We start from the raw sequence: 16,832 nt of genomic DNA on the forward strand, positions 1-16,832 counted from the left end.
AAACAAATTAAAACTTTATATAGGGGGACACACATCATGAAAAAGCGTGTTTTATTATCTGTAGCTGCTGCAACAGCTCTTACTTTAGGAGTATCATCTTTAGATGCACAAGCTGCAACAGTACAACCATCTAACATAAAGGTTCAAAATATTCAGCATTCAAAAGTAATGATGCAACAAATGAGCCAACAAGAATTACAAGCATTCTTACAATCTATGGGAGTTGAGTCATTAGCACAATGGAATCAAGGTCAATTCCAACAAGATTGCTTCATTCCTGGTCAACAGCCTACTGAAAATGTTGTAACTGAACAACCAACAGCTAAGCCAGAAGCTCAAAAGCCTGCTGAGGAAACTCAAAAACCAGCGGAACAAAAGCCTGCTGAAGAAGTTGCTAAACCAGAAGCTCAAAAACCAGTTGAAAACAACAATACTCAAAATGAAACACAAAAACCTGCTGAGCAAAAGCCTGCTGAAGAAGCAAAATCTTTAAGCGAATTCGAACAACGCGTTGTTGAATTAACAAACGCTGAGCGTACAAAACAAGGCTTACCAGCATTACAAATTGATACTGAATTAAGCAAAGTTGCACGCGCTAAATCTGAAGATATGCAAAAGAATAACTACTTTGATCATAACAGCCCTACATACGGGTCTCCGTTCGACATGATGAAGAAATTTGGTATTTCTTATACATCTGCAGGTGAAAACATCGCACAAGGCCAACGTACACCAGAAGAAGTTGTACAAGCTTGGATGAACAGTGCTGGACACCGTGCAAACATTTTAAATAGCGGCTTCACTCATATCGGTGTTGGTTATGTAGAAAGCGGCAACTACTGGACACAACAATTTATTACGAAGTAAATAGATTAAAAGAGTCTTCTCATGATGAGAAGACTCTTTTTTATGTTTCATAGCTTTCTAATATGTATGCGTATAAAATGTAGAACATAAACAAAATAGACCCGCAGCTTATTACACTAATTAACAAATAAAATCCCCACTTCAGGCTCAAAAGCAATGAAAATAATACGCTGCATGCCATCACTTGAAAGATTCGCCTACTAACTAAACGGATCTTTTGTAATTTGATCGGTTCTTTCTCTCTATCCTTCACCTTTTTAAACACTTTACTAAAAATAAAAAGAAACATACTAATTCCAATCGTTAGTCCTGTCTGAAAGGATATAATACTTCCCAAATTAATAAAGAGAATTAGTATATGGACAAACATCATAAATAAAGTAATACTCTTTATAAATCCACTTATAATGAAATGCTCTCCTTCATTAAACTTATATACATTATGTGAAATAATATATATTAATCCATGTAAAATAGTAATAAGGACAGGAATACATAATACGACAACTTGTTTACTCATAAACTCGTTCGCTCCACCATTCTCGTTCCAATGCACTGCCATACGAGTTGGTAAATATGGATAAATACATAGAGTAAGTAAAAGACAAGCGAAAAATATCCCTAGCATATATTTATATTTGATCAAGTAATTCTCACCTCTCTTTTCTCTTAACGGCTTCGCCTCTTTTAGAGAAATCCCTGCAAAAATCTACCTTTTTCAACTTTAAGCTTACACTTTACCCATTTTCTCTTTCAAATTTTTTCATTGTGTCGTTTAAATTTGTAGGGAAAGGTACGTCAACCACGATCTCTTCTTTCGTAATCGGATGCAAAAAATTAATCTTCATCGCATGTAACGCTTGCCCGGACATATATTTTGTTTGCCCACCATATAATACATCCCCAACTAATGGATTTCCATTATAGCTCATATGAACGCGAATTTGATGCGTTCTACCGGTTTCTAACTGTAACGTTACGAGCGTCGTATTTTGTTTTTTAAAATATTTCTCTACTTTATAATACGTTATAGCTTGGTCTCCCTTTGGAGAAACACGGCGCCTTGTAGCATGATGTCGATCTCTTCCGATGGCCGCGTCAATTGTCCCCTGCTTCTTTTTTACTCTTCCTTCAACAAGTGCCGTATACGTTCTTTTAATTTTCCGTTCCATTAATAAACGATCCATAATTGCACCCGCAATTCTATGTTTTGCGAATACAACACCACCTGTCGTATCTTTATCTAACCTATGGATATGACGAACCTTCGTCTCTAAACCTTGCATTTGAAAATGAAAAGCAACAAGATTGGCAAGTGTTCCCGTCCCATTTTTTTCAGAAGAATGTGTATCCATTTGCTCAGGCTTATTTACAATGAGTACGTGATCGTCTTCAAACACTACATTTAATTCACCATATTCCGGCTCTACGCCGTACTCCTCCTCCATAAACATATGAACTTGTAACTTATCTCCTTCTTTTAAAAGTTCATTCCATCTCCTCTGTTCTCCGTTAACCGTAACACCTTTTTCCATACGAAGCTGATGTAATAACTTTTTTGGTACTTCCCATTCTACTTTTAACAACGACTCAATACTTATACCATTCCACGTTGCTGGAACCGTAAGTTCACACCATTCGCCCTTTTTCTTTGTTTCCATACTATAATCACCTTATTTCTATTGATTCTCTCATTGTAACGGAAAACATACTTTGATGCACCGTCAAAAATAGAGGACAGTCTTATAATCGACTGTCCCCTCACGCTCTAAGCCTTTTCATCTCCTGCAACACTTCTTCAGCTTTTTGTTCATACAATAAATCTTTAAAGAAATCCGCCAATCGTTTATAGTCGTTGTACGTATCTAATAAGTCGTCTATTTTCTCTCCTTTCATAACTTGCTGCTTTTGCTTCATTTTTACTGGATAACGATATCCCGATACTTCTTGTATTTTATAATACTCATCCTCTACTTGAATGACTTTTACAAGTTCCTCTTCTTCCGCATCCATCGTATACCCGTCAAAGTCTCTAAGTAACTCATATATGATATGAGTCCATTCATCTTTTGGATAAAACCCTTTTTCTAACCGATAACCGACAATGCGATACAAATGCCCATCTTTTTCTGCAAACTGTACTGTATCATTTAGCTTAAACTTAAAATAACGAAACATTGCCTTCACCTACTTGTATGTATTGTTCTTATCACATACTATTTGCAAAATATAGGCCTCGCTATTCATAAAAAAATACTCATCTTATAGATGAGCATTTTTTACGATGATTTTTCTCTTTTCTTTCGAAATGGTAACCACCAGTTCCAATCTCCAAACAATTTCATTAAACTTGGTACAAGCATAAGTCGAATAATTGTTGCATCAAGAAATATCGCTAATGCGACTCCAATACCCATCTGCTTTACTGGCAAAATATCAGTAAAAGCGAACGCACCGGTAACAACAATCATAATTAAAGCAGCGGATGTAATGATGCGGCTTGTCGAGACAAGCCCTTCTAGCGTTGCTTGATCGTTATCTCCAGTTTCCTCATATAACTCATGGATTCGTGAAATAAGAAATACTTCATAATCCATGCTAAGCCCAAATACGAGGCCGAAAATAAAGATTGGTAATACAAATAAAACTGAACTCTCATCTAATCCGAAATGACCACCTTCAAATAACCAAATAACAATTCCAATTGTTGCACTTAAACTAAATACATTCATAATAATCGCCTTTATTGGAATGAGTATCGAGCGGAATGCGAATAATAAAATAACAAAGGTTGACCCAAATATAACAGACATACCAATTGCAACTTTATCTTTAATTTCATCTTCCAACTCTTGTTGGAACGTTGTCATCCCGCCTAAATAATAAGTAACATCGTTTTCTTTATAATTCTTTTTGAAATCACGAACCCATTGTTTTGCAGTTTCTGTACTTGGCTTCGTATCCAAAAAGACTTCCATTGTTGTTTTATTTCCTTTCGTATACGCTTCAAATACAGGAGCTATTTTCGCCGCTTCTGGTGATTGTAACATTCCCGCAACTTGATCTGCTTTCATTCCATTTAGCCCGTCATATATACTTGTCACCTTATATACTTGCTTGTCATCTTTTAACTTTTGAACGACATCTTCTACCTTTTGTAAGCTTTCTTTTTCTGTTATATCATCCTTCGTCTCTACTACTAAAGTAACATCAGCGTGTGTTTTGACAGTCTTATTAAAGGCTTCTTCATACTTCTCAAATGCAATTCTCGTATCACTCTTTTCAGGTAACGCTTCAACACCAGGAAACTGCAAGTTAGCTGTACGTAGCGGTAATAAACAAATAACAATAAATGTTATAACAACAATAATCATGACGATTGGATGTTTCATTACAAACTGTGCAAATTTACGCCAGACCTTTGATGGCGTAGGCGCCGCCTGATTCTTTTTTAATATCCTTTTACCAATTAAAGATAATAGTGCTGGAAGAAGTGTGAGCGAAAACAAAATACTCATAATAACGACAATCATCCCGCTAATAGCAACAGACTGAATATAATCTATCTTAAAGAAAAATAAGCCTGATAAACCGACGAATACACATAACCCTGAAAATACGATAGCGCGTCCTGCCGTTTGATACGTAATCGCTATCGCTTCTTTCACTGTTCTCTTCGCAACTTCCTCTCGGAAACGATTTACAAATAACAGTGCGAAATCAATTGATAATGCGAGCCCAATCATCGGCGCAACATTTAACACGAAAATAGATAGCTCTTTATCACTACCTATAAAATATAAAATCCCCATCGTACTAATAACACTAAGCGCACCATTTACAATCGGTAAAATAGACGCAATCAGACTACCAAATGAGAATAATAGTACGAGAAAAGCAATAGGTAATCCAATCATCTCTGCTACTTTTAAATCATTTTGCGTTCTTTCATTAATCTCTTGATTAATTTTCGGATATCCTGTCGGTGTTACTTTTAATACGCTATTACTTTCCTTCTCGATTTTTTCGGCGAATTGTAATGTCTTTTCCATTCGTTCTTTATTTGTTTTCCCGGAAAATAAAATCGTCGCATAACCGATATCATCTTGTAACATCTCTTTATTTTGCATTGGATGATGGAAAGATTCGTATGTTTCCTTCTCTTGAATTTGATTTATTATCCCCTCTATACGCTTTTGGAAATCCTCATGCGAAGTATCCTTTTCCTTCTCAAAAACGAGTAAAAGTGTATCTTGAGACTGCTTAAAATCTTTATCTAAAATTTCTTTCGTCTTTTGATAATCCCCTTCTGTTTGAAAACCATCACCGCCCAATACTCCTGGAAGTTTTGGTGCAAAAATACCGAGCACTATCGCAAGTAGTAGTAATGCTACAATTACTGTATAACGAAATTGATACAAAAAAGTTCCTAACTTCCCCCACTTATCAATTTTATGTACATTTGTCTTCACACATTTTCACCTACTTTATATAATTCACTTATCATTTATACTGTATCACATCTCTCCATAAACAAAAAATGTCTAGAAAAACTATAATACTAGTTTTTCTAGACGTTTTTCTATCTCTCGTTATTAAGTCCCAATCTCTCGGTAAGTAAACGATGACAATAAATTGCTATAATTAACAAAATGCCACCTGCGCAGTAACCTGCTAAAATATCGGTTGGATAATGTACATTTAAAATGACTCTACTTAATCCAATCAATATAATTAATATGCCCATTGAAATCGTAATACCACATTTTCCAGCTATACTTTTCAAATTCGCAGCAATGATATAGGCAAGAAAACCGAATGTTATGATAGATAGCATTGCATGTCCACTTGGGAAGCTATACCCAAGTGCGTCAAGTGCCTCATTTAATGATGGGCGGTCTCTTTTTGCAATTTCTTTTATTCCCTTATTAACAAGGTGTGTCGTTAATATAGCCATTGGGTACACAATCATAGCAGCATAATAACGCTTTTTCCAAAAAACGAACAAGCTTATAATTAGTGTCGTTATAACTCCAATTGCAGATCCTAACTTTGTAAAATATGTGAAGAATGTAATTGAGCTTTCTGTTTGTAATCCTTTTACCATCTCTCGGACATATGTATCCACTGCTGTAACTCCGCTTGCTTGTACTCTCCAAGCGATAATGCCGAATAAAGCAAGTAATAAAATCATACACATGAACTCATATCGATGTAACTTTTTCTTCAATCGATTTCCTCCTACTATGAAAAAATGCGATTTCTACTTTAGAAACCGCATTTTCTTACTTATTTACCTTTTGTTTTCAGCTCTGTCCAGTAGCGATCGTAGTCTTTTAACTTATCGTCTACATCAACAAGCCACTCTGTACGATCTAATTCTTCTTTTGTTAAGAAGATCATGTGATTATCACGATATTCTTTACTATGAAGAGGATGAGCTTTTTCATTTGGATTACTGTAACCAATTGACTCGTAGTTTTTCACACTTACTTTTTCATCTAATAAGTAGTTCATAAACTTCTCTGCAAGTTCTTTATGTTTCGCACCTTTTGGAATCGCTAACGTGTCAGCCCAAATTGTGCCTCCTTCTTTTGGTACAACGTATCCTACATCTTTGTTATCTTTCGCAATAAATGCTGCGTCTCCAGACCATACAGTCCCGATCCACGCATCTTCTGTAATGAATTTTTGTTTAATATTATCTGTATCAAATGCTAATAAGTTTGGAAGCAGCTTCTGTAAATCATTAGACGCTGTCTTTAACTGTGCATCCTCTTTCGTGCTATTAGAGAAACCATTTTTCTTAAGTCCCATTCCTAATACTTCACGAGAATCGTTTAATAAAGTAACATGTCCTTTATATTTCTCGTTCCATAAATCATTCCAGCTTGTAGGTGTTTCTTTCACATACTTTTTATTGTATGCAATGCCTGTTACACCCCAAGTATATACTAGAGAATACTTATTCTCTGGATCAAATGCAGGTGTTTTAAAGTTAGACACAAGGTTCTCGATGTTCGGGATGTTCTTCTTATCTAAAGGCGCTAACAAGTCCATCTTCGCCATCGTTTTCACCATGTAATCAGATGGCTGAATTAAATCATATGTCGCGCCACCAGCTTGTAATTTCGCAAGCATTTCTTCATTACTTGCATATTTATCATAGTTAATTTTCACGTTATATTTCTTTTCAAAATCTTTTAAAACTTGCTCATCAAAGTTGTCAGCCCAGCTATAAATATTCAATTCTTCTTTCTTCTCACCACAGCCCGCAAGTACACCTGCAACAAGGCCGAAGCTAATTGCTATACCAGCTAATCTCTTCACTAATTTCATCGGTTTATTACCTCCTCGTTCTTTCTATATCATTCGTATTATAAAGGAAGGTGTCCTCCAGAGTTCTCTTCACCGTCTGCACCTTTATTACGGAAAATTTCCGATAGCACCATTAATCCTACAATTACAACAATTAATATTGTAGAAAGAGCATTAATTTCAGGTGATACTCCGCGCTTAACCATACTATAAATGTATAATGGCAATGTTGTTGATCCTGGTCCTGATACGAAGAAACTAATTACAAAATCATCAATCGATAATGTGAATGTTAATAATGCGGCTGAAATAACTCCTGGTGCAATTGCTGGAAACGTTACATAACGAAACGTTTGCCACGGCGTTGCTCCTAAATCGTTTGCAGCCTCTTCTAAATCACGTCCCATACCAGAAAGACGTGCCGCTAAAATAACAACAACAAATGAAATACTGAATGTAATGTGTGCAATAATAATTGTTGTTTTTCCAAGTTCCATACCTAATTGACTAAATAGGATAAGTAAAGATAATCCCATTAAAATATCAGGAATTAAAATTGGTAAATATACAAGACCGTTAATGGCCCCTTCAAAACGATATTTGTAACGGTGTAATGCAATAGCAAAAATCACACCAAGAACTGTCGTCACAATTGTCGTTATAAGAGCAATCGTAATACTATTTACAAACGCATCAATAACATCTTGTTTTTGAAATAAATCTGTATACCAATGGAGTGTAAAGCCCTCCCATTCCGCATTAATGCGAGAATCGTTGAAGGAATATACCATTAAAACCATCATTGGAAAATACAAAAACAATAAGATTAACCAAGAATAAGAAACTAAAAACTTCTTCATTTTTGCCTATTCCCCTCCGTTTCCATCATATTTATATACTTTCGTTGCACGATAATATAAGTAAATTAACAGAACAGAGAATAGAACAACAATCATAGATAACGCGGAGCCAAACGGCCAGTCACGTGAACCTAAGAATTGGTTTTGAATTACGTTTCCGATTAATGCTACTTTCGATCCACCCATAACGTCTGATACAACAAACATTCCGATAGAGGAAACGAATACTAAAATAGAACCAGTAGTAATCCCTGACATCGTCATCGGTACTGTTACATTCCAAAATGCCTTTACTGGTGTTGCACCTAAATCATAAGCTGCCTCTAGCTTACGCTTATCAAGCTGCTCAATTGCTGCATACACTGGTAAAATCATAAATGGTAATAAAGAATATACCATTCCGAGTATTACAGAAGGTGTATTGTATAACAGATTTAAAGGTTCACTAATAATACCTAGTTTCAATAGCAATGTGTTTACAAGACCTTGTGAACGTAAAATAACAATCCATGCGTATGAACGAACAAGGAAGTTAATCCAGAACGGGATCGTTGCCAATAATAAAAGGATAGAACGATATTTACGATCAACAATTGTAATTGTATAGGCAAACGGATAACCGATTAATAAACATAGCACTGTAGTAATAACAGCTATCTTCACTGTTTCCCATAACGTCCCCATATATAATGGATCAAACACACGCGCTATGTTATCTAATGTAAATTTCATTTCCACTGTCCCGTATGCTCCGCGCTGCATGAAGGCAAATGCTAATACGAACAGAAGTGGTATTAGGAAGAAGAGTAACAGCCATACGACTGTAGGTAATGCGAGTAATTTCCCTTTCTTCAATTTAAGGTCACCTCGTCCTCTTGCTCCCAGCCTACATATACATTATCTCCAATGCTCCACTGCGTTGCTTCTTCAGCAGTTTGATATGCCATTAGTAATTCCGATGTTTTCTCCTCACGTACATATAGCTTTTCCATATTTCCAACAAATTCAATATCTTCAATATGCCCAAGGTGGTATTCTTTTAAAATTGGCTCTTCAACCGAGCGAACTTTTACATTTTCAGGGCGAACTGCTACGTAGTTTTCCCCATTTTTCACGATATTATTTTCACCGATGAACGTTGCAACAAACAATGTTTTCGGTTGATTGTAAATTTCTTTAGGCGTGCCGACTTGTTCGATATGCCCTTTATTCATAACGACAATACGATCACTCATACTCATTGCTTCTTCTTGATCGTGCGTTACATATATGAACGTAATTCCTAAATTACGTTGTAAGTTTTTCAATTCACGTTGCAAATCTTTTCTTAACTTAAAGTCAAGCGCTCCAAGTGGCTCATCTAATAGTAATACACGTGGGTTGTTTACAATTGCTCTTGCAATTGCTACACGCTGTTGCTGTCCACCAGAAAGCTTCGACGGTTTACGATTACGGAACTCAAGTAACTGCGTTAAACGCATTGCCTCTTCCGCACGTTCTTTCTGTTCTGTTGCTGATACTTTTTGCATTTTCATACCGAAACAAATATTTTTTTCAACATTCATATGTGGGAATAGTGCGTAATGTTGGAACACTAAATTCATATGACGCTTGTATGGCGGCAAATCGTTAATCTTTTCATCATCTAATAAAAGATTCCCTTTAGTTGGCGTTTCAAATCCTGCGATCATACGAAGTAAAGTCGTTTTCCCGCAACCACTCGGTCCTAAAATTGTTAAAAATTCTCCTTCTTTAATATCTAAAGAAAGAGGGGGGATAATCACTTGATTTCCAAAATGTTTTTCTACTGCTTCAACTTTAATAATCTTTTTCATTTTCCCGTCCTATCTACCTTAAATTTTAATTTTTATATTCATGAATAAATATTTATGTTCTATAGACTATTTTTTGTTTCGATCCAAACAAAAATGGTTGTTTAGCAGCGTTCTCTTCTATTCTTTATGTAGTATGTTTGATTCATTTTCGCATGATACATATGTCGAACAGAAAAACCCCTTCAGTTGCGAAGGGGTTTTTATCATACGGCTACGCCTACTGATAAACACCATCATCATTTTAACAACTTTCGTATGAATTTTAAAGCACTTTTTGTAGAAGAGTAACGAATTTTCATGTCAAATGCTGTAGATTGGGACAAAATGCTTTTATAATGTGAAAAAGTCCGAAAACTTTGTTCACCGTGATAGCTGCCTAACCCACTACTTCCAACGCCCCCAAAAGGTAAATATGGCGTTGCAAGATGATATACGACATCATTTATACATCCTCCGCCATATGAAATATTACTCGTCACTTTCTCTTGCACTTTTCTATCTTCAGAAAATACATATAGTGCTAACGGCTTTGGATGGTGCTGAATCGTTTCAATTACCTCTTCTATTTTGTCGTATTCTATAATTGGTAAAATAGGTCCAAAAATTTCATCTTCCATAACAGCACTTTGCCATGTAACATTCGTTAACACTGTAGGCTCTATGTGTAATGTTTCTTTCGTATAATTCCCGCCAATCACAGGTTTACCGTCTTGCAAAAATGTACATAGACGTTCAAAATGACGCTCACTCACAATTCGCACATAATTGTCATTTTGCAAAGCATCTTTTCCATATTGCTCTGCGATTTCATGTCGTAATGCCTCGATTAACTGCTCTTTCACTGAAGAATGAACGTACATATAATCAGGCGCTACACACGTCTGCCCAGCATTCAAAAACTTGCCCCAAACGATACGTCTTGCGGTTACATCTAGCTTTGCATCTTTATGTACAATACATGGGCTTTTCCCGCCAAGCTCTAACGTAAGAGGCGTTAATTTTTTCGCCGCTGCTTCCATCACAACTTTTCCAACACCAACACTACCTGTAAAGAAAATATAGTCAAACGGTTCCTTTAAAAGTGCAGTGCTTTCCTCAGCACCGCCTTCTACTACCGATACAAGCTCTTCTGGGAATAATTCTTCTAGCATTCTCGTAAGCACTTTTGAAACGTTTGGCGTTAACTCTGACGGCTTTAAAACGACTGTATTTCCGGCTGCCAATGCTCCTACGAGTGGGGCAATTGCTAATTGAAACGGATAGTTCCACGGTGCGATAATAAGCGTCACACCATACGGTTCTGGCACTACTTTCCCCTTCGATCCAAAATGAGTAAGAGCTGTGCGAACACGCTTTGGTTTACTCCAAGATGAAATATGCTTCATTTGAAAAGAAATCTCTTTTAGTACATATCCAATTTCTGTTGTAAATGATTCGTGAACTGATTTATTCAAATCTAATTTCAACGCTTGAAAAATCTCATCCTCAAAACGCTGAATCCCTTCATAAAGCTTCTTCAAATTATTCTTTCTCGTCTCTACACTTCTCGTATGTCCTTTGTAAAAATATTCCTTTTGTTTATTTACAATAGAGGAAATACTCATGCACTCACCTTCTCCCACTATTTTTATCTAATTCTTTCATTATTTATATAGACTTCATATGTAACAAATTTCTATTCTTAAAGTTACATTATATATAACTTTTCCCTTTATATAAAATTCATTGCTCACAAAAAAACTACCGAAAGAAAATCTCCCGGTAGTTTTACTGTATTAACGATATAAACGAACAGCACCTGCAGAGTTATCATCAGCTTGTCCTACTACTTCAAACTTCAGACCAAGCTTCGGTAAAATACGTCCTGCATCTGGAATTTGCTCATTAATATACTTTTTAGAGTCATCAAACTTCGGTACTCCTGGTAATCCATCGTATACGAATGTTCCACGCGTTGGAGATACCACTTTCCAAGCTGGCGTTTTGTCGAATGAGAACGCTGAATCAGCAATTTGGAATCGCGTACTGCTTTTAAATGTTGGTTTGCCATTTAAAGTTCCTGCAATTGCTTCTGGATGAGAGTCAACTACACCAAGGAAACCATGTCCTGGATGTACGCCAACCCAGTTATCTGTGTAAGCTGAATCCGCATACCATACAACCATACCAGTGTTATATACTGGACCGCGAGCAAATTTCAATGCGTTATCTGAACCCGCATAGTTTCTCCACTCTACATAGTAGTTATGCTTTTTCTTATCCATTCCGTTAGATGCAACGAAACCGTCCAATTTGAATTTTGGTGTACCTTCTGCATCATCAGAGAATGCAACATTTCCATCTACAGTTAGTGACGCATTATCAAGTGTAAATCCATTTAACGCCAATCCACCGTCTGTAATATATTCAAATACTAGTTTCACTTTCTTACCTTTGAATTGACTTAAATCATATGATTTATCAACCCATTTTCCATTTGTCGTAGCTGCATTTCCACTATTTGCTTTCTCACCAATTCTTTCAATCAACGTTTTTTGTCCATCTTCTGTTACAGCGTGTACTTCAAGGAAATCGTACTCTGCTTCGATTTCATACAATGACTTATAATCGAATTTTGCAGTCGTTGCTTTCGTTAAATCGAATAGTGGCGTTTCCATCGTTGTATGAAGGTCATCACCTTTTGTGCTGTAGTAATACTGTTTACCAAATGCAGGCTGAATTCCTTTTACATCTTTATCTGGTAAGTTAACACGAATCAAACCTGGACGATCTGACTTCGTAACACTTTGGTCTAAGTATGTTGCAAGACCGATACCTTTATTTAATTTCTCGTAATCTACTTCTACGATGTTCGCCCAGTTACCACCGATTGTTTTTTGGAAAAACTCTTTATTTTGTGGTGATAAACTCGTTGGCGTTGTTCCTGCGATTTTACCAGCCCAGCTTCCGCCACTCATAATAGACCAAGCTTCAACCGGTTCACCCTGACCGCTATATTGTGTATCATACTCATCTGGAAGACCTAAATCATGGCCATATTCATGTGCGAATACACCAACCGCGCCATCTTCTGGTTCAATTGTGTAGTCGAATGCTGCCATATTTCCGCCCCAATATGGAACTTTCGCTTTTGTACCTTCAATTGCGAATGGTTTTGGTCCAACTGTCCAGCGATGTGACCAAATTGCATCATCACCTAATTTACCACCGCCAGCTTCTTGTCCAACACCCGCATGAATAATCATTAAGTGATCGATTAAACCGTCCGGTTGATTTTGATTCCCATCACCATTTACATCATATTGATCGAACTGATCAAACTGTGATAAATCAAGTCCGCTATCTACAGCAGCTTTTAATGCATCTTTTACTAGATCACGTGGTCCTTTTGGTCCTTTATTATCATGACCTGTACCAGCATCTGCACCGTAATCAGCAGCTTTACCTGGAACTGTTAACCATTTTGTAACTGTTCCGTCCACTGTGTAACTACCACCTGATTGCTCTTCATAATATTGTTTAAACGTTTCAATTTTACTTCCATCATCTAACGTAAACGGCTCGTTACCGAATAACATTTTTTCATAATGCTCTTTATTAAAATCGTTCGAATACATATAGCCAGGCTCTTTATCAATATTGTTATGTTTGAAATCAGCATACTCTACAAGTAAAACGAGTACTTTGTCTTTACGAACTTCACCGTTATATCCTTTTTGTTTTGCTGGTGAAGTTGGTACTTTACCATTTAAGCCCCCTTTAACTGGACCTGTTCCTGCTGCAGTCCCGTTTGCTGGTTGCTCTGATTTTTCTTTCGTTTCTGCTTTCGCATCTTTCACTTTCTTTAAAAAGTCAGATGCATCTTTCGTAAGTTGGTCCCCATTTGTCGCTTCTTTTCCAGGATTTTCACCCTTTTTCTTCTCTACATACTTTTCGACAGCTTTCTTTGTTTCTGTCTCTGAAGCCGACGAATCAATTACCCCACGTTCTTTTAGCGCATTTGCTAATCTCTCTTCTGGGATTAAGTGATCATCAACTGGGCTTGTAGCTGTCTTGTTCTCCGGCGTTTCAGCATATACAGACTGGCTTCCAGCACCAAACGACAAGCCTAGAACAGCTGTCAAAGCAATTGATGATAACACTTTAAATGGTTTCTTGTTCATCCCTTATTGCCTCCCCTAATATAAAATATGTATTACATACTCTATATTATTAAAAATTCAATATATTTTCAATATTTAGTTATATTATGTAATTTTTTTAATATATTTGTAAAAATTTCATAGTTAGTATACGAATATATCACAATTCAACAATGTTTTCAGAAAATATTGAAAATTTTTGGCAGAAACCTTATAATTTCCATAGAGAGAATTTAATGGGGATTTTATCTTTGTTTCATCTACACAATATTCGATAATTTGATACATAAAATATAAAATTCGATTAATTATCGTCTACTATGTAGCAGCAATTATGACCAATAATTAGGGAGGAATTACATTTGTACAAAGATAAGGCTGACTCACTAGATCAAGAATGGATTGATTTAATACTTGAAGCTCTAGATGCTGGCATTGCCCTGCAAGATATTGAACACTTTTTCCAACGTATGAAGCATACGAGCCAGGCTCAATAGCCTCGTTCTTTTTAACGAAGTTTATGTTATAATAATCACATCATAAGACGACTACATATTGATAGAAAGGTGCGCAAATATGATAGGAGAACGCATAAAACGCCTTCGTTTACAAAAGGGCATTTCACTAACAGAACTCGCCGAAAAAGCTGGTGTAGCTAAATCTTACATTAGTTCTATAGAACGAAATTTACAAAAAAACCCTTCCATTCAGTTTCTCGAAAAAATTTCAGCTGTTCTACAAATTCCAGTTGATACGTTACTTCACGATGAAACAACAGAAAGTCATCTAGACTCGGAATGGACACAACTCGTTAAAGATGCGATGAGCTCCGGTGTCTCAAAAGAACAGTTTCGTGAATTTCTTGAATTTACACAATGGAAGAAAAATCAACAATAATACATATGAAAGAGTGCTTAAAACGGGCACTTCTTTTTTTCTTTATAAAAAAAAGCGGGGGAATCCCCGCTTTTTGCTTTATTATTTTTCTTCGCCATCTGTTTGGCTTGCGTTGAATGTCCATTCTAAGTTCAATGAATCGCCTTGGAATTTGTTTTGATCTTTACCATCATCTTCGAATACAAATTGTACCCATAGATAGTCTTCTGAACTTGGTGCTAGACCACCGTTCTCTGCCCACTCTGGAGCAAAGATGTCTCTAGCTAAAACATCTGGATCCACATTTTGTAAATCTGCTAAAGTTGTTTCATATACAGGCTCACTTTGTTTATCCCAGTTCCAAAGGAATTTCACTTTAATGTGCTTACCAAAGTCTTCACCAGCATTATCACCTTTTGCATCTGTAATACTGTACTTTGTCGCTAATTTAACATCTTTAATTGCTAAAGTACCGTTGTTCTTTAATAAGAACTCTTTCTTAACAGAATCCCCTGGTTTTAAATCTTTAATATCTACAAGCGTTTTAGGGTTTAATGTAAGATCTAACGTCCCAGCTGCAAATGTATTGTTCGATACTTCTTTATCACTAAAGAATGCAAATGTTCCTCCACCAATTAAAGATAACCCCAATGCTGCTGATGCAACTCCCATACCTAATTTCTTTTTCAGACTCACAATCAATTCCCCCTAGCTGTTTTTTGTATTTTTATCTCTTATTTCAAAATAAGAGGTGTAACTAAAACTATATTAGCTAAGCTAATATTTGTTCTTTTCTAAAAACCTTAAGTTCATTATAACGAACAAACCTATATAAATACAACAATATTTTTTTAGTATTTTCAATTATTTTTATTTCTCAATATTGTTTTGATTTTTCAGTTTTTTTATCTCGTTCCAACACATTTTCTATTAGAAGCACACGAGAGCAAGACAATAAGTGCGAGGATAAATACTCCCTCACACTTATATACATTATTCTCTTTCATGACGATCTCTAAGTCGTGCTAGCCACAATATTATTGGTTAGTTGAAGTAGCATTCTCATTAAATCACTTGCTCAGGCTACTTAGCTGTTTCTGTTTGTTTCTGTTCTTCTACCTTCTTTTTCTCTTCTGCTTTCTTTTGTTCTTCTATCTTCTTCTGTTCTTCTACTTTCTTTTGTTCTTCTATCTTCTTCTGTTCTTCTACTTTCTTTTGTTCTTCTACTTTCTTCTGTTCTTCTATCTTCTTCTGTTCTTCTGCTTTCTTCTGTTCTTCTATCTTCTTCTGTTCTTCTACTTTCTTTTGTTCTTCTGCTTTCTTCTGTTCTTCTGCTTTCTTCTGTTCTTCTACTTTCTTTTGCCCTTCCGCTTCAATTGCAACATTTAATTGTTGCTGGAGAGCCTGGATCTGTTCATCAATAGCTTGCAAGCTAACTTCTTTCTCAATATAATCGTGCTTCTCTTTTATACTGCGAAAGCCTTCATTCACATATAAAGCTACTTGCTGAATCGACTCATCTTTATTTCCCTTTAATTCTTCTTGTATTTGATTATAAGGAGTTTCTATTGCAGTATATACATTTTGTAAAGCTTCCTTCTCAGAAGTAATTTTCTCACGTCCTTGCTGCCATACTACAATTGCCTGTTCTATTTCTTCAATAGAAGTTGCTTTCAATTTCCCCTTCATTGTTCCATACTCATGCTCAATAAACTGTTTATGTTGCTCAGCTTGCTCTTTTAACGTATTAACTGTTTTCGGAAATATAATTGCTGTAGAAAGCGTCGCTTCTACTTTCGTTTCATGAATAAATGCCGCTTCTGTATGCGTCATGACTTGAGATCCTAAATAAAACGTAATAGAGCACACACACGGCAATATAAGCATCTTTTTTAAATTACGCGGTCTTTTCAGCATCTTAATCTCTCCCATCG

General features: G+C 36.0%; 16 protein-coding genes. 3 read left to right on the forward strand and 13 right to left on the reverse strand.

The annotated features are described in order from the left end of the window. Nucleotides 1-36: 36 nt before the first annotated feature. A complete protein-coding gene (locus JTF23_RS16375) occupies nt 37-867 on the forward strand; it encodes a CAP domain-containing protein (protein ID WP_002158765.1) in 831 nt (276 codons plus the stop codon). Between the two features lie 40 nt (nt 868-907). Here JTF23_RS16375 and JTF23_RS16380 read toward each other — a convergent pair whose 3' ends face one another. The 11 genes from JTF23_RS16380 to inhA1 all read right to left on the reverse strand — a co-directional run bounded on the left by JTF23_RS16380 (nt 908) and on the right by inhA1 (nt 14,043). Then, nucleotides 908-1,513, reverse strand: a complete 606-nt coding sequence (locus JTF23_RS16380) for a DUF1648 domain-containing protein (RefSeq protein WP_131229817.1) — start codon at nt 1,511-1,513, stop codon at nt 908-910. Nucleotides 1,514-1,604: 91 nt separating this feature from the next. Then, nucleotides 1,605-2,528: an RluA family pseudouridine synthase gene (locus JTF23_RS16385; protein WP_204209177.1), complete on the reverse strand. Its 924-nt coding sequence runs from the start codon at nt 2,526-2,528 to the stop codon at nt 1,605-1,607. Between the two features lie 100 nt (nt 2,529-2,628). After that, nucleotides 2,629-3,045, reverse strand: a complete 417-nt coding sequence (locus JTF23_RS16390) for a hypothetical protein (RefSeq protein ID WP_002158768.1) — start codon at nt 3,043-3,045, stop codon at nt 2,629-2,631. Nucleotides 3,046-3,146: 101 nt separating this feature from the next. Beyond that, nucleotides 3,147-5,339, reverse strand: coding sequence for an MMPL family transporter (locus JTF23_RS16395; protein ID WP_204209178.1), 2,193 nt, complete (start codon nt 5,337-5,339; stop codon nt 3,147-3,149). Between the two features lie 110 nt (nt 5,340-5,449). Then, nucleotides 5,450-6,097 carry a phosphatase PAP2 family protein gene (locus JTF23_RS16400; RefSeq protein ID WP_204209179.1) on the reverse strand — a complete coding sequence of 216 codons (648 nt, stop codon included), beginning with the start codon at nt 6,095-6,097 and terminating at the stop codon, nt 5,450-5,452. Between the two features lie 59 nt (nt 6,098-6,156). Next, nucleotides 6,157-7,206 (reverse strand): polyamine ABC transporter substrate-binding protein, encoded by a 1,050-nt coding sequence (gene potD, locus JTF23_RS16405; protein ID WP_204209180.1) that lies wholly within the window; start codon nt 7,204-7,206, stop codon nt 6,157-6,159. Between the two features lie 38 nt (nt 7,207-7,244). After that, nucleotides 7,245-8,045, reverse strand: a complete 801-nt coding sequence (gene potC / locus JTF23_RS16410; RefSeq protein ID WP_002149696.1) for a spermidine/putrescine ABC transporter permease PotC — start codon at nt 8,043-8,045, stop codon at nt 7,245-7,247. Nucleotides 8,046-8,051: 6 nt separating this feature from the next. After that, entirely contained in the window at nt 8,052-8,900 is an 849-nt protein-coding gene (potB, locus tag JTF23_RS16415; protein ID WP_002126118.1) for a spermidine/putrescine ABC transporter permease PotB, read from the reverse strand. Continuing rightward, the gene (gene potA / locus JTF23_RS16420) at nt 8,897-9,880 is read right to left on the reverse strand and encodes a spermidine/putrescine ABC transporter ATP-binding protein PotA (RefSeq protein ID WP_002011479.1); all 984 of its coding nucleotides are present in this window, start codon (nt 9,878-9,880) and stop codon (nt 8,897-8,899) included. The genes potB and potA overlap by 4 nt, the downstream gene beginning before the upstream one ends. Before the next feature lie 236 nt (nt 9,881-10,116). Continuing rightward, a complete protein-coding gene (locus tag JTF23_RS16425) occupies nt 10,117-11,484 on the reverse strand; it encodes an aldehyde dehydrogenase (RefSeq protein WP_204209181.1) in 1,368 nt (455 codons plus the stop codon). A 171-nt stretch (nt 11,485-11,655) separates the two neighbouring features. Then, nucleotides 11,656-14,043: a M6 family metalloprotease immune inhibitor InhA1 gene (gene inhA1, locus JTF23_RS16430; protein ID WP_204209182.1), complete on the reverse strand. Its 2,388-nt coding sequence runs from the start codon at nt 14,041-14,043 to the stop codon at nt 11,656-11,658. Nucleotides 14,044-14,384: 341 nt separating this feature from the next. Between inhA1 and JTF23_RS16435 the strand changes: the two genes are divergently transcribed. Together JTF23_RS16435 and JTF23_RS16440 are read left to right on the forward strand one after the other, a co-directional pair. Further along, complete coding sequence (locus JTF23_RS16435) at nt 14,385-14,519, forward strand: anti-repressor SinI family protein (protein ID WP_002011474.1); 135 nt, start codon at nt 14,385-14,387, stop codon at nt 14,517-14,519. Between the two features lie 79 nt (nt 14,520-14,598). Further along, nucleotides 14,599-14,919: a helix-turn-helix domain-containing protein gene (locus tag JTF23_RS16440; RefSeq protein ID WP_204209183.1), complete on the forward strand. Its 321-nt coding sequence runs from the start codon at nt 14,599-14,601 to the stop codon at nt 14,917-14,919. Between the two features lie 81 nt (nt 14,920-15,000). On the opposite strand, the gene calY is transcribed toward JTF23_RS16440, so the two are convergent. Further along, the gene (gene calY / locus JTF23_RS16445) at nt 15,001-15,594 is read right to left on the reverse strand and encodes a biofilm matrix protein CalY (protein WP_204209184.1); all 594 of its coding nucleotides are present in this window, start codon (nt 15,592-15,594) and stop codon (nt 15,001-15,003) included. Nucleotides 15,595-15,981: 387 nt separating this feature from the next. Continuing rightward, entirely contained in the window at nt 15,982-16,815 is an 834-nt protein-coding gene (locus JTF23_RS16450; protein WP_252188025.1) for a DUF4047 domain-containing protein, read from the reverse strand. Nucleotides 16,816-16,832 lie beyond the last annotated feature (17 nt).

This window comes from Bacillus sp. RIT 809, from assembly GCF_016892495.1.
In the GTDB taxonomy this organism is placed as follows: Bacteria; Bacillota; Bacilli; order Bacillales; family Bacillaceae_G; genus Bacillus_A; species Bacillus_A cereus_U.

Bases quoted from the DNA above. Each gene is read 5' to 3' on its own strand.
- JTF23_RS16375 (WP_002158765.1), top strand. From the start codon at position 37: ATGAAAAAGCGTGTTTTATTATCTGTAGCTGCTGCAACAGCTCTTACT.
- JTF23_RS16385 (WP_204209177.1), bottom strand. From the start codon at position 2,528: ATGGAAACAAAGAAAAAGGGCGAATGGTGTGAACTTACGGTTCCAGCA.
- JTF23_RS16390 (WP_002158768.1), bottom strand. From the start codon at position 3,045: ATGTTTCGTTATTTTAAGTTTAAGCTAAATGATACAGTACAGTTTGCA.
- potD (WP_204209180.1), bottom strand. From the start codon at position 7,206: ATGAAATTAGTGAAGAGATTAGCTGGTATAGCAATTAGCTTCGGCCTT.
- potC (WP_002149696.1), bottom strand. From the start codon at position 8,045: ATGAAGAAGTTTTTAGTTTCTTATTCTTGGTTAATCTTATTGTTTTTG.
- potA (WP_002011479.1), bottom strand. From the start codon at position 9,880: ATGAAAAAGATTATTAAAGTTGAAGCAGTAGAAAAACATTTTGGAAAT.
- JTF23_RS16425 (WP_204209181.1), bottom strand. From the start codon at position 11,484: ATGAGTATTTCCTCTATTGTAAATAAACAAAAGGAATATTTTTACAAA.
- inhA1 (WP_204209182.1), bottom strand. From the start codon at position 14,043: ATGAACAAGAAACCATTTAAAGTGTTATCATCAATTGCTTTGACAGCT.
- JTF23_RS16440 (WP_204209183.1), top strand. From the start codon at position 14,599: ATGATAGGAGAACGCATAAAACGCCTTCGTTTACAAAAGGGCATTTCA.
- JTF23_RS16450 (WP_252188025.1), bottom strand. From the start codon at position 16,815: ATGCTGAAAAGACCGCGTAATTTAAAAAAGATGCTTATATTGCCGTGT.